This window comes from Flavobacterium ammoniigenes (assembly GCF_020886055.1).
Classification (GTDB): domain Bacteria; phylum Bacteroidota; class Bacteroidia; order Flavobacteriales; family Flavobacteriaceae; genus Flavobacterium; species Flavobacterium ammoniigenes.
Genome location: NZ_AP025184.1, coordinates 1,963,516 through 1,976,962, shown reverse-complemented (window position 1 = coordinate 1,976,962; position 13,447 = coordinate 1,963,516). Strand labels below are relative to the sequence as shown.

Annotated in this window: 10 protein-coding genes, 1 tRNA gene and 1 rRNA gene; 7 read left to right on the top strand and 5 right to left on the bottom strand. The window is 36.7% G+C overall.

All coding sequences use genetic code 11. The annotated features are described in order from the left end of the window. Positions 1-60 precede the first annotated feature (60 nt). From gldG to LPC21_RS09045, 4 genes are read right to left on the bottom strand one after another with little or no spacing between them, the layout of a single operon-like run. Positions 61-1,746: a gliding motility-associated ABC transporter substrate-binding protein GldG gene (gene gldG, locus LPC21_RS09060; protein ID WP_229316842.1), complete on the bottom strand. Its 1,686-nt coding sequence runs from the start codon at positions 1,744-1,746 to the stop codon at positions 61-63. Then, the gene (gldF, locus tag LPC21_RS09055) at positions 1,743-2,471 is read right to left on the bottom strand and encodes a gliding motility-associated ABC transporter permease subunit GldF (protein WP_229316841.1); all 729 of its coding nucleotides are present in this window, start codon (positions 2,469-2,471) and stop codon (positions 1,743-1,745) included. Before gldF ends, gldG begins: the two co-directional genes overlap by 4 nt. Positions 2,472-2,482: 11 nt before the next feature. After that, the gene (locus LPC21_RS09050) at positions 2,483-2,779 is read right to left on the bottom strand and encodes a putative quinol monooxygenase (RefSeq protein ID WP_229316840.1); all 297 of its coding nucleotides are present in this window, start codon (positions 2,777-2,779) and stop codon (positions 2,483-2,485) included. Positions 2,780-2,786: 7 nt separating this feature from the next. Beyond that, positions 2,787-3,617 carry an SAM hydrolase/SAM-dependent halogenase family protein gene (locus tag LPC21_RS09045; RefSeq protein ID WP_229316839.1) on the bottom strand — a complete coding sequence of 277 codons (831 nt, stop codon included), beginning with the start codon at positions 3,615-3,617 and terminating at the stop codon, positions 2,787-2,789. A gap of 174 nt (positions 3,618-3,791) precedes the next feature. On the opposite strand from LPC21_RS09045, the gene LPC21_RS09040 reads away from it, so the two are divergent. From LPC21_RS09040 to LPC21_RS09025, 4 genes are read left to right on the top strand one after another with little or no spacing between them, the layout of a single operon-like run. After that, positions 3,792-4,742, top strand: coding sequence for a PhoH family protein (locus LPC21_RS09040; RefSeq protein WP_229316838.1), 951 nt, complete (start codon positions 3,792-3,794; stop codon positions 4,740-4,742). Positions 4,743-4,762: 20 nt separating this feature from the next. Next, positions 4,763-5,575: a Cof-type HAD-IIB family hydrolase gene (locus tag LPC21_RS09035; protein ID WP_229316837.1), complete on the top strand. Its 813-nt coding sequence runs from the start codon at positions 4,763-4,765 to the stop codon at positions 5,573-5,575. A gap of 11 nt (positions 5,576-5,586) precedes the next feature. Next, entirely contained in the window at positions 5,587-7,932 is a 2,346-nt protein-coding gene (locus LPC21_RS09030) for a S9 family peptidase (RefSeq protein WP_229316836.1), read from the top strand. A 59-nt stretch (positions 7,933-7,991) separates the two neighbouring features. Beyond that, the gene (locus LPC21_RS09025) at positions 7,992-8,945 is read left to right on the top strand and encodes a phosphoribosylaminoimidazolesuccinocarboxamide synthase (protein WP_229316835.1); all 954 of its coding nucleotides are present in this window, start codon (positions 7,992-7,994) and stop codon (positions 8,943-8,945) included. A gap of 161 nt (positions 8,946-9,106) precedes the next feature. Here the strand turns inward: LPC21_RS09025 and LPC21_RS09020 are convergent, their stop codons facing one another. Then, on the bottom strand, positions 9,107-10,195 hold the full coding sequence (locus LPC21_RS09020; protein WP_229316834.1) for a M42 family metallopeptidase: 1,089 nt from the start codon (positions 10,193-10,195) through the stop codon (positions 9,107-9,109). Positions 10,196-10,276: 81 nt separating this feature from the next. On the opposite strand from LPC21_RS09020, the gene LPC21_RS09015 reads away from it, so the two are divergent. The 3 genes from LPC21_RS09015 to LPC21_RS09005 all read left to right on the top strand — a co-directional run bounded on the left by LPC21_RS09015 (position 10,277) and on the right by LPC21_RS09005 (position 13,395). Further along, positions 10,277-10,942, top strand: a complete 666-nt coding sequence (locus LPC21_RS09015; protein WP_229316833.1) for a DUF4294 domain-containing protein — start codon at positions 10,277-10,279, stop codon at positions 10,940-10,942. Positions 10,943-11,678: 736 nt separating this feature from the next. Next, positions 11,679-13,192 (top strand): 16S ribosomal RNA (locus LPC21_RS09010). A gap of 129 nt (positions 13,193-13,321) precedes the next feature. Beyond that, positions 13,322-13,395 (top strand) — tRNA-Ile (locus LPC21_RS09005). Positions 13,396-13,447 lie beyond the last annotated feature (52 nt).

Genomic DNA, 13,447 nt, shown 5'->3' with positions numbered 1-13,447 from the left:
ATATACTTTTTTACAAATATATCGTAAACTAGTTTAGTATGGAAAAATTTTTATTAACATCTATCGGCTGTATTTTCTTTTTCTTAGGAAAGAAAACAGAAAGCCAAAAACACCTAAAATAGCTATTGGAAGCCCGATAGTTAGTAATTGTATATTAGTATAGTTTTCATATACTTTTTCTTTGTCTAATAAAGGCAAATCTAAATCTTTGGAGCGAATGTTAATAAGTCCGGTATCATCCAATAAATAATTGACACAATTCATTAATAAATCCTTGTTGTCATACAAATTACCGGAGCGTTGATCGTAACCTAATTCTACAGGTATTCCATTTTTATCCAATTGATTTTTAATGATATCACCATCCGAAATAACAATCATTTTACTCGATTTTCCTTTGGCTTGAAAATTATTTTGGTCAAAAGCCAAAATACGGTTTTCGAACATGGAATGGAATTTTCCTTCTAACAAAACCGCTAACGGAATATGGCCTTTGTTCAAATAATCAGCTGGGCTAGTTTCTTCGTTAACGCTATTCAAATTGATTTCGGTAGGCGTTCCTATTCGTTTCGAATAGGGAGAGGATTGCAATAAAACGGTTTTCTTGATACCGTTTTTAAGGGTGTCAATCGCATTGGCAAAATCAAATTTGATACCGCCTAAGTTTTTTACAATGGGGTGATTACTTTGCGAATAGACCTGTGGTGCAAATTTCCAATTGAATTCTTGATATTGAGTGGCATTCCCTTGTTCTCCAGTAGCTAGTTTTATTGGACTTCCTTGTTCGTCTTTGACTAAATCAGGATAAATTCGGACACCGTATTTAAAGAAAAAATCATTTAAGTTTAAATCTCTTGGAAACGCTAAAGCACTGCCAGTAGGACTGTATAAACTATCCATTTCTGCCACTACCTGATCGATTAACCAAATCGTTTTTCCTCCATTTACAATATATTGATCCAGTACTTGTTTTTCATTTTCAGAAAAAGCTTCAGTGGGTTTGGCTATAATGGCTAAATCGTATTTTTTTAATTCGGTTAAAGAATTTAAAGGTTGTTTGGCAACAGAATCCAAAGTAAACGGACCAATGTGGTAGCTCTCTTTGGTTTGCAATAAAAATTTGGCAATATACGCTTCGTGCAATTCACCATTTCCTTTAATAATTGCAATTTTTTTCTGCTTGTAGTTCGTAATTTTATACAACGCATCAGCTGTAGAATATTCCAAATGTTGCACGGATCCAATAATCTTATCTGTAGTCGAAGCCCCCATGATATTTTTCAAAAGAGGAATATTAACTTCTTTATTATCGTAGACAGCAATAGCCCAAGGAAAAACCATAGCTTGCGATTGTTTTCCTTTGTCATCTACAGAAATATTGATAGGAGTAAGGCCTTTGCGGTACAATTCTTTGATGTTATCCATGCTTGTAGCTTCATCTTCCAAAGGATCTATGAATTCGAAAACAATATTAGAATTATATCCTTGAAATTCTTCTAGCATTTGACGGGTTTCCAATTGGAGTCGTTTGAATTCAGAAGGTAATTCACCTTGCATATATACTTTGATATACAATGGGTTTTTAACTTGTTCAATAATGTTTAATGACGTTGAAGACAAGGTGTATCTTTTGTCTTTGGTCAAATCCAATCGATAGAAAAAGAAACTACCAATGGTGTTTATAACCAATAGAAGGAATAGTGTAATTCCAACTGATTTTAGCCTATTTTTAATTACAGTATTCATTGCGATTGAAATGATTTTAATTGGTTAACCGTCAAGGAAAGAAACACTATAATAATACTACTGAAATAGAGAATGTCGCGAGTGTCCAAAACACCACGGCTCATACTTTTAAAATGGTCTTGCATGCCTAAGTAGGCAATTGTATTTGAAAAAGTGGGTAAAACAGTAGCCAATGCTTCAAAACCAAAATAGAACAAAAAGCATAGAAATACCGCAATGATGAATGCAACAATTTGGTTGTCTGAAAGTGTCGAGGTAAATAGTCCAATTGCGGCATATGCGCCAACCAAGAAAACTAAGCCAAAATAGGAACCCAAGGTACTTCCCATATCAATATTTCCTTCAGGCATTCCAAAACAAGAAATGGCCGCTACATAGATAAATGTGGGTATAATTGCGATGCAAATCAAAAGTACTGCCCCCAAAAATTTCCCATTTACAATCTCCCAAACACTTAAAGGTTTGGTTAATAACAATTCCAAAGTACCCTGTTTTTTTTCATCCGAAAAACTACGCATGGTAACCGCAGGAATTAAGAAAACGAGAATCCAAGGTGACAAGGTGAAAAAAGGAGTCAAATCAGCAAAACCCGAATTTAATATATTATAATCTCCTTCAAACACCCAAAGAAAGAGTCCGTTCAAAATAAGGAAAATGGCAATCACCAAATACCCAATTGGCGAACCAAAGAATGATTTTATTTCACGTAATACGATTGATTTCATCTGTTTTTGTTTTACACTAAACGGTCTAATTTGTCAACGCTCCAAGCTTCGGGTTTATCATTGAATAGTTTCTTCGTAAAATCCCAAACCTCATTGAATAATTTTGATTTTCTATAGTTTTCCAAATCTTCTTCGCTTTCCCAATAACTGTAGGTAAAGAAAATGGAAGAATTTGTTTTGTCTTGATACAATTCTAATAAACGATTTCCGGGGAAATTTCGTATTTGATTTTTAACCAATTCAAAATTTTCAAGAAATACCGGAATATTTTCTGGGTGAAAACTCAACTTAACGATTCGAACAAACATAGCCGAATTAGTTTTTAAATTGAATCAAAACCACATCTCTGTAACTTAATCCGAGTAAACTATTGGCCGAACCAATTTTTGAAGGATTACTTCTAAAAATAGCGATTTCTAAAAAACCCGCTTCGTTAAAAATAGCTAATTTTTCTCCCTCATAATTCTTTATGGCATAATTTTCATTGGTTGCCACAGCTGAATAATTAGGTAAAATCGTTTTGATATTTTTAGTTTTCATGACAATTTCATAAGGTCTGCCTTTGGCTACATCCAAAAATTGTTTTTTGGAGATATTGGTCACAACATTCCCAAAATGATCGATGTAAATTACATTGCCTTTGATAGAGTTAAAGTCATTGGCCACACTCGCCTGTAAACCAGTTACCGATTTTAATTGAACGATTTCTTTTCCAATTACATTCAACAAACCACCTTTAGACAAATGGCAAGCCACTTTTACAAACACATCTAAATCAGATGCATCAGTATGCAAACGATCGTGAATGGTGATAGCCACCATTTTTTGAGGGACTACTTTTTGCGTAAGCATACTCAAAATCCCATTGTCGGCTCCAATAAAATATTGATCATTCCATTGGATGGCAATGTGTTGGTTTTCTTTATTTCGTTCACTATCTACGCCAATAATATGTACCGTTCCTTTGGGAAAACTACTATAGGCAGCGCCAATAATATAACTCGCTTCAAGTATGTTAAATGGATCAATGTCGTGTGAGATATCAATAATGTTAACTTCAGGATATTCCGATATAATTTTACCCTTAAGAGCACCTACAAAGTGATCTTTCAAGCCGTAATCGGTAGTAAGGGTAATTATTGACATAATTTTGTTTATAACTATTGAGTTTGGGTAAGCCTAAATTTCATTAAATTTGAGAAATGCAAAGCTAACAATAGTAAATTCAAAAACGAAATAAAGAAAAATTTTTTCTATTTCGGAATTTTAATTGATTTAACGGTTGCTTCAAGACGAATTAATACTCTAAAAACTCCCAATTTGAACGAAAGAATCATTGAATTAGTTGACATTGCTCCTAAAGAATTTTGGGGTGATCAGGATGCTCATTTGGAAACGATTAAAAAATACTATCCCAAATTAAAAATTGTGGCTCGTGGGACAACCCTCAAAGCTTTTGGCGAAAAAGAGGTTCTAGATGAGTTTGAAAAACGATTTCAACGCTTGATGTTGCATTTTACTCGCTACAACAATATTGATGATAATGTCATTGAACGCGTTATTTTGGGCGATGGTCAAGACGAACGAAATATCAATGGTCATGACAAAATATTAGTTCATGGAGTAGGAGGAAAGTTGATCAAAGCGTTAACACCTAATCAACAATTATTAGTTGATACTTTGACCAAAAACGATATGGTTTTTGCTGTGGGACCTGCTGGTACTGGAAAGACATACACAGGTGTGGCAATGGCGGTTAAAGCATTAAAAGAAAAAGAAGTCAAACGCATAATATTGACTCGTCCTGCGGTTGAAGCAGGAGAAAACCTTGGTTTCTTACCTGGTGACATGAAGGAGAAATTGGATCCTTACATGCAACCCTTATACGATGCGTTGCGCGATATGTTGCCCAATGAAAAAATTGAAGATTATATTTTAAAAGGAATTATTCAAATTGCTCCTCTGGCCTTCATGCGTGGACGAACTTTAGATAATGCTTTTGTGATTTTAGATGAGGCACAAAATACCACGCATTCTCAAATGAAAATGTTTTTAACTCGTATGGGTAAGAATGCTAAGTTCATGATTACGGGAGATCCAGGTCAGGTTGATTTGCCTCGTCGCACTATCTCAGGTTTAAAAGAAGCATTGTTAGTGTTGAAAGATGTCGACGGTATTGGGATTATTTATTTGGATGACAAAGACGTGGTGCGCCACCGATTGGTTAAAAAAGTAATCGAAGCCTATAAAAAAATTGAGAATAACGATTAATTAAGTAGGGGAGTTATAGGATGATTAAAGCAAACACGAAGGTTATTATCAGTGATTTAGACGGTACTTTATTGAATCAACATCACGTAATTTCAGACTATACAAAATCGGTTTTTCAAGAATTGCACCAACAAAAGTATTTAATTGTTGTAGCTACAGGTCGCCATCATTTGGATGCCATGCCTTTAGTCGAAAAATTAGAGGTACCCTTATATTTAGTTACTTCAAATGGCGCCAGAATTCATTCGCCTGAAAAAGAATTGCTTTTTTCAGTCAATATGGAAAGCGAACTAGTAAAATCCATTTTGGCGTTAGACATTGACCCAGACATAACTACAGTTTTATTTAAGGAAGAAGTTTGGCAAACGAACATACACAATGAAAAATTAAATAGCTTTTCCAAAGAAGTTACATACCATCGTGAATTAGTAAATTTCGAGGAGTTAGAGGATTTTGAAGCCATTAAAATTTTCTTTACCCACGAAAATCAAGAGAAATTAATGGCTCTTCGGGATTTGATTTTAGAGCACCATCCTGAAACTTTCAATCATGCATTTAGTCTGCCTATTTGCCTTGAATTCATGGATAAAAATGTCGACAAAAGCCATGCAATTGCAAAAATTTTAGAAAAAGAGAATTTAGATTTTAGCCATGCCATTTCTTTTGGAGATGGGTTTAATGATGAAATGATGCTGGTGACTTCTGGTAAAGGACTGATTATGGGCAATGCACCAGACACTTTAAAAAACAAATTATCTCATATGGAAGTAATCGCTACTAATCACGAGGATGGAGTGGCTAATTATCTTTCCGATTTATTATTAAAGAATTAATTTAAAAAACGATGAAAAAAATCTTACTACTTTTTATTTGTATTTTTTGGTCCACTATTTTCCAAGCACAATCATTGAAGCTGGAAGAAATAATGAAAGGAAATGATTTCATTGGGAATCTCCCTGAAAATGAAAGATGGTCTTTGGATGGATCGACCATTTATTTTGATTGGAATCCGAATAAAGAATGGGGTAATTTGACTTACTATTGGAAAAAAGGAATGAAAGCTCCACAAAAAGCGTCTAAAGAGGAAGCTAGGTTTTCGAAAATTCGATTTGTGGAAAAAGAAGGTAGCGGAATCTATTACTACATAGACAAAGGACAACTGTATTCGTATGCCATTAAAGATAAAAAAATCAAAAAATTATTTCAGCATAGTGTGCCGGTTTCCAATCTTCAGATAGGAAAAGAGGAAGGGGTTGTTTATTTTAAACAAAGTGATAATCTTTTTAAATTCGATACCAAACTTGGGTCATTGGTTCAGTTGACCAATTTTAAAAAGGGAAAATCAGAGGAAAAGCCAAAAGAAAAAGAATCTTTTTTGAAAGAGCAACAAAAAGAATTGTTTCAATTTGTTAGGGACCAAGAACAAAAAGAGAAATGGAATACAGCTAATGATGATGCAAAATCAGATTTTCCAAAACCGTATTTCTTTGGAAAAAACAGTATTGAAAGTACCAAAGCCAGTCCGAAGGGAGATTTTGTTACTTTCCGTTTACGAGAAGAAGCTGAGGTAAAACAAGAAGAAATGGAGCTTTTTATTACAGCCGATGGCTATAACAAATTCAGAGATACCAAAACAAAAGTTTCGACTAATAATTTTGTAAATACAAAAATGGGTATCTATAATGTGGCAAAGGATACAGTGTATATGGTCAATTTTTCGTCTTTGAGTCATATTCAAGATGTTCCTGATTATTTCAAATTGTATGAAAAAAATAAAAATCTAGATAAGAAAGACAAACTGATTGTAGCACAAGCTCCAATTTACAATCAAGATGGATCGTATGCCATTGTTGAAATTAGAAGTCAAGATAACAAGGACCGTTGGTTGGTTAACTTGAATTTAGCTACAGGAAGTTTTAAAGAAATTGAACACCAACACGATGAGGCTTGGATTGGTGGGCCCGGAATTCCGTCCTATGCATTTAGTTCTGGGACTTTAGGTTTTTTGGCCGATAACGAAACCATTTACTTTCAGTCAGAAATAACAGGTTATTCCCATTTGTATACCTACAATTTAAGAACCAATAAAAAAGTACAACTAACTCAAGGCAACTGGGAAGTTCGTGGTGTAGATTTATCAAAAGATAAAAAAACGTTTTACTTAACTACCAATACCACTCATCCAGGGAATCGTGAGTGGTACAAAATGAATGTTTCGGATGCGATTTTGCAACCTATATTAACCAATGACGGTGCTCATGAAGTGAGTCTTTCACCTGATGAGAAAACCTTGTTAGTTCGTTATTCATACAAAAACAAACCTTGGGAATTGTATTGGGCTACCAATAAGAAAGGAAGTTCTTTAAATCAAATTACGTTTTCGACTACTGCAGCATTCCAGGAATATAATTGGAGAAGTCCAGAAGTGATTACTTTCAAAGCACAAGACGGAACACCAGTCAATGCTCGTTTGTATACACCAAATAGAAATCAAGCTAATAAAGCCGCTGTTATTTTTGTCCATGGAGCGGGCTATTTGCAAAATGCGCATAATCATTGGAGTACGTATCATAGAGAATATATGTTCCATAATTTGCTGACTGATTTAGGTTATACTGTTTTGGATATTGATTATAGAGGAAGTGATGGATACGGACGAGATGTGAGAACTGGTATTTATCGTTTTATGGGAGGTAAAGATCTTTCCGATCAAATCGATGGAAAAAATTTCTTAGTTCAAAATTATGGAGTAGATCCAAATAGAGTAGGGATATATGGAGGTTCATACGGAGGTTTTATCACTTTAATGGGAATGCTAACTACACCTAAAGAATTTGCCGCTGGAGCCGCTTTACGTTCGGTAACTGATTGGGCACATTACAACCACGGCTATACTGGGAATATTTTGAATTTCCCTGAAACCGATCCGGATGCTTATAAAAAAAGTTCACCTATTTATTTTGCTAATAATTTAGAAGGCAATTTATTGATGCTTCACGGCATGGTAGATGATAATGTAGAATACAAAGATGTTGTACGTTTATCGCAACGATTTATTGAATTAGGGAAGAAAAAATGGAGTCTAGCTAGTTTTCCTGTTGAGTCACATGGATTTAAAGAAACGTATTCATGGGTGGATGAATATGGTAGAATCTTGGATTTATTCAATTCTACTTTGCTAAATAAATAATTTTATTCTCCATGAATTAATGCTAAATTTGCCGCAATTCGAAACAACACAATAAAATAATGAGTTCAACAATTACAACTACTAACTTTAATTTTCCAGGACAAAAATCAGTTTATCGTGGAAAAGTTCGTGAAGTATACAATATAAATGATGATCTATTGGTCATGATTGCAACGGATAGATTATCTGCTTTTGATGTGGTATTGCCAAAAGGAATTCCGTACAAAGGACAGATCCTGAATCAAATTGCTACACAATTCATGAAAATGACACAAGACATCGTTCCCAATTGGTTAATCGCAACACCTGATCCTAATGTTGCAGTTGGTCATTTGTGCGAGCCTTTTAAAGTAGAAATGGTGATTCGTGGTTATGTTTCGGGTCATGCAGCACGAGAATATGCTGCGGGTAAAAGAATACTTTGCGGAGTAACCATGCCAGAAGGATTAAAAGAAAACGACCGATTTCCAACTCCTATAATCACCCCAACAACCAAAGCGGATAATGGTTCTCATGATGAGGATATTTCGAGAGAAGCTATTTTGTCGAAAGGAATTGTTACCGAAGAAGATTATTTGGTTTTAGAACAATACACCCGCGCTTTGTTTCAAAGAGGAACTGAAATTGCGGCTAGCCGAGGTTTGATTTTGGTGGATACTAAATATGAATTTGGTAAGACCAAAGACGGGCAAATTGTATTAATTGACGAAATTCATACTCCTGATTCTTCTCGCTATTTTTATGCAGAAGGCTATCAAGAAAGACAAGACAAAGGCGAAGAACAAAAACAATTGTCTAAAGAATTTGTTCGTCGTTGGTTGATTGAAAATGGTTTTCAAGGACAAGAAGGACAACAAATTCCAGATATGACTGATACCTACATCGAATCGGTTTCTGAACGATATATTGAGTTGTATGAAAATATCTTGGGAGAACAATTTATAAAAGCGGATATTAGTAATATTAATGAGCGAATCGAAAAGAATGTAGTGGCGTTTTTAGAAAACAGATAAACTTCATTTAGCTTAAATAAAAAAACCGCAATTCAATTGTTTTGAATTGCGGTTTTTTTTAGCCCCGATTGCAGCGGCATCCTTTATAGTATTTAGCTGAGGCTTCCGAAGCTAAACTATAAAGATAGAGCGGAAAGCGGGAATAGCTCCAATAGAAACTATTATTTGAAATACGAAAAAGTTTCTTCGTTCTCTATTTTCAATAAGGTTTCATAAATCAATTGAATGACATTTTCCACATCTTCGCGATGCACCATTTCTACTGTCGTGTGCATGTATCGCAATGGAAGCGAAATCAACGCCGAAGCCACACCGCCATTGCTGTACGCAAAAGCATCTGTGTCTGTTCCAGTCACTCGAGACGAAGCTAGTCGTTGAAAAGGAATCTTTTTCTCGGTGGCCGTATTTAGAATTAATTCTCTTAAATTATTTTGAACAGCAGGAGCGTAAGTAACAACAGGTCCTTTACCAATTTTTGTCTCTCCTTCAATTTTCTTGTCAATCATTGGAGTGGTAGAGTCGTGGCAAACATCAGTTACAATAGCCACATTAGGCTTGATGGTTTGTGTAATCATTTCAGCTCCACGCAATCCTACTTCTTCTTGCACCGAGTTGGTGATATACAATCCGAAAGGTAATTTTTTGCCGTTTTCGTGCAACAAACGCGCTACTTCGGCAATCATAAATCCGCCCATACGGTTGTCTATCGCGCGACAAACAAATTTATTTTCGTTCAAGACCATGAATTCGTCAGGGTAAGTAATAACACAACCCACATGTACGCCCAATTTTTCAACTTGTTCTTTATTTTCGCAACCGCAATCAATAAAGATATTATCGGTTTTGGCTGGTTCTTCTTTTCCTCGGTTACGAGTATGGATGGCTGGCCAACCAAAAACACCTTTTACAATGCCGTTTTTAGTATGAATATTAACACGTTTAGAAGGTGCAATCTGATGGTCAGAGCCACCGTTTCTTATTACATATATTAATCCGTCATCCGTAATATAATTTACATACCAGGCAATCTCATCAGCATGCCCTTCAATAACTACTTTATAAGGAGCATCAGGATTAATGATTCCTACAGCAGTGCCATACGTATCAGTAATAAACGTATCCACATAGGGTTTTACATAATCCATCCAAATTTTTTGACCTTCGGCTTCAAAACCAGTAGGCGAGGCATTATTAAGGTAACTTTCTAAAAAGGCAATCGATTTTTCGTTTAATATAGATGTAGTGCTCATAAAATATTTTTTTGCTAAATTATAAATTTGGCATTACAGTTGTGTATAGAATGCCTAATTTTGTAATTAAATTTTTCACAAATGAAACGCATTCTATTTCTAATTGGCTTCGCATTTCTATCGACAGCCGTTCAAGCGCAGGTAATACAAAAAGAGTCTGATCTTACAGTAGAAAACGATACCATTTTAAATGACACCATTGAACTTCCTGAAATCATTGTTCGAAAAGAAAAATTGGATATTGAAGCCAGAAAGCAATTTCAATTACTTCAAAACCGAGTGTTAAAAGTATATCCTTATGCTAAAATTACTGCCGAGCGATTGACCGCTTTAAATCGTGGCATGGCCAATTTGAAAACGGAAAAAGAAAAAAAGAAATACTTCAAGATAGTTGAGAATTATTTAACCAACGAGTTTGAAGCAAAACTAAAAAAGCTATCTCGCAAACAAGGACAAATTCTTGTCAAACTAATTCATCGTCAAACCGGCACCACTACTTACGATTTGATCACTAACTTAAAAAGTGGTTGGAAAGCATTTTGGTCCAATGTTACGGCAAAACTGTTTGATATCAATTTAAAAACCAAATACGATCCGTATCAAAACAATGAAGATTATCTCATTGAATCCATATTAGTGTACGCCTTCGAAACCGGTCGTTTGCAAAACCAACCCCCTGCAATTAAAGTAGATTTTTTCGATTTAAGTACTGCTTGGCAAGCAAAGGTAAATGCTGCCAATAAATAAACTTCGAATTTTTAAGCACTAGTGCGTTACCTGGTTTGCCTCGTAGCCTCGCAAACTAGGCCGGGCTATATGCTACAAGTCCTCGCTGCGCTGTGGGCTTTTCGCTTCTATCCCTAACGCGGTTTGTGATGAAAACACCTATATCAAAGTTCAACATTCAACATTCTTTATCGAATTTTTGTTGTTTGAACCTTCTAATTCAACCTTTACAATTCCCAATTGATAAAAAACTTTGGTATTTACAAAACGGGGAATCAGCCAGTTAAGAAAAAGCTGCAAAATAAACTCAAAAAATACTTGCCAGAGTGGATTTAGGTTGTACTTTTGCACCCGCAATAAAGGCGAGGTTCTTACATAGATATTGAAAAGCAAACAAAAGGAGATAAAAGAAATTTTACTTGTAAAAAATTTGCTAGAGATAAAAAAGTAATTATCTTTGCCCTCCCCAAAAGGAGCCAAGTTCTTAAGTAAGTTGAGTGAGTTAAAAAAGAAAGTATTTTTTCTAAAAAATTTTCAAATAGACTTGCGAGATAAAAAAGAAGTTGTACTTTTGCACCCGCTTTGAGAGATAAGCGCAACAAACAAGTTAGACACGTTCCTAGACATATTGAATTGACAGCCGTTTTGAGAGAGATCTCAAAACAAATTAAAGAGTAATAGAATCGTAAGATTCGAAAAAGACCATTAGATCATTGTCATAATAAATAGAAGCAAATTTATTTGCTTCGCATAATATACGATGAAGAGTTTGATCCTGGCTCAGGATGAACGCTAGCGGCAGGCTTAACACATGCAAGTCGAGGGGTATAGTTCTTCGGAGCTAGAGACCGGCGCACGGGTGCGTAACGCGTATGCAATCTACCTTTTACAGAGGGATAGCCCAGAGAAATTTGGATTAATACCTCATAGTATGTGAGAATCGCATGGTTTTCACATTAAAGTTCCAACGGTAAAAGATGAGCATGCGTCCCATTAGCTAGATGGTAAGGTAACGGCTTACCATGGCGACGATGGGTAGGGGTCCTGAGAGGGAGATCCCCCACACTGGTACTGAGACACGGACCAGACTCCTACGGGAGGCAGCAGTGAGGAATATTGGACAATGGGCGCAAGCCTGATCCAGCCATGCCGCGTGCAGGATGACGGTCCTATGGATTGTAAACTGCTTTTGTACAGGAAGAAACACTCCCTCGTGAGGGAGCTTGACGGTACTGTAAGAATAAGGATCGGCTAACTCCGTGCCAGCAGCCGCGGTAATACGGAGGATCCAAGCGTTATCCGGAATCATTGGGTTTAAAGGGTCCGTAGGCGGTTTAATAAGTCAGTGGTGAAAGCCCATCGCTCAACGGTGGAACGGCCATTGATACTGTTAAACTTGAATTATTAGGAAGTAACTAGAATATGTAGTGTAGCGGTGAAATGCTTAGAGATTACATGGAATACCAATTGCGAAGGCAGGTTACTACTAATGGATTGACGCTGATGGACGAAAGCGTGGGTAGCGAACAGGATTAGATACCCTGGTAGTCCACGCCGTAAACGATGGATACTAGCTGTTGGGAGCAATCTCAGTGGCTAAGCGAAAGTGATAAGTATCCCACCTGGGGAGTACGTTCGCAAGAATGAAACTCAAAGGAATTGACGGGGGCCCGCACAAGCGGTGGAGCATGTGGTTTAATTCGATGATACGCGAGGAACCTTACCAAGGCTTAAATGTAGTTTGACCGATTTGGAAACAGATCTTTCGCAAGACAAATTACAAGGTGCTGCATGGTTGTCGTCAGCTCGTGCCGTGAGGTGTCAGGTTAAGTCCTATAACGAGCGCAACCCCTGTTGTTAGTTGCCAGCGAGTCAAGTCGGGAACTCTAACAAGACTGCCAGTGTAAACTGTGAGGAAGGTGGGGATGACGTCAAATCATCACGGCCCTTACGCCTTGGGCTACACACGTGCTACAATGGCCGGTACAGAGAGCAGCCACTGGGTGACCAGGAGCGAATCTACAAAACCGGTCACAGTTCGGATCGGAGTCTGCAACTCGACTCCGTGAAGCTGGAATCGCTAGTAATCGGATATCAGCCATGATCCGGTGAATACGTTCCCGGGCCTTGTACACACCGCCCGTCAAGCCATGGAAGCTGGGGGTGCCTGAAGTCGGTGACCGCAAGGAGCTGCCTAGGGTAAAACTGGTAACTAGGGCTAAGTCGTAACAAGGTAGCCGTACCGGAAGGTGCGGCTGGAACACCTCCTTTCTAGAGCTTGAATGTTAGTTATTTTGGTAACACTTTCAAGAAAGAAGACGATAGATCGACATGGGATTGAATTTCATGATAATATTACTCTTGCTGTTAGTTCAAATAATACAAATAAGTAAAAAACAGAGTCTCGTAGCTCAGCTGGTTAGAGTACTACACTGATAATGTAGGGGTCCCCAGTTCGAGTCTGGGCGGGACTACTATTTTTTAGCTTATGGAAATTTTAGAAGTTGAGTCATCCGATGGATGTTG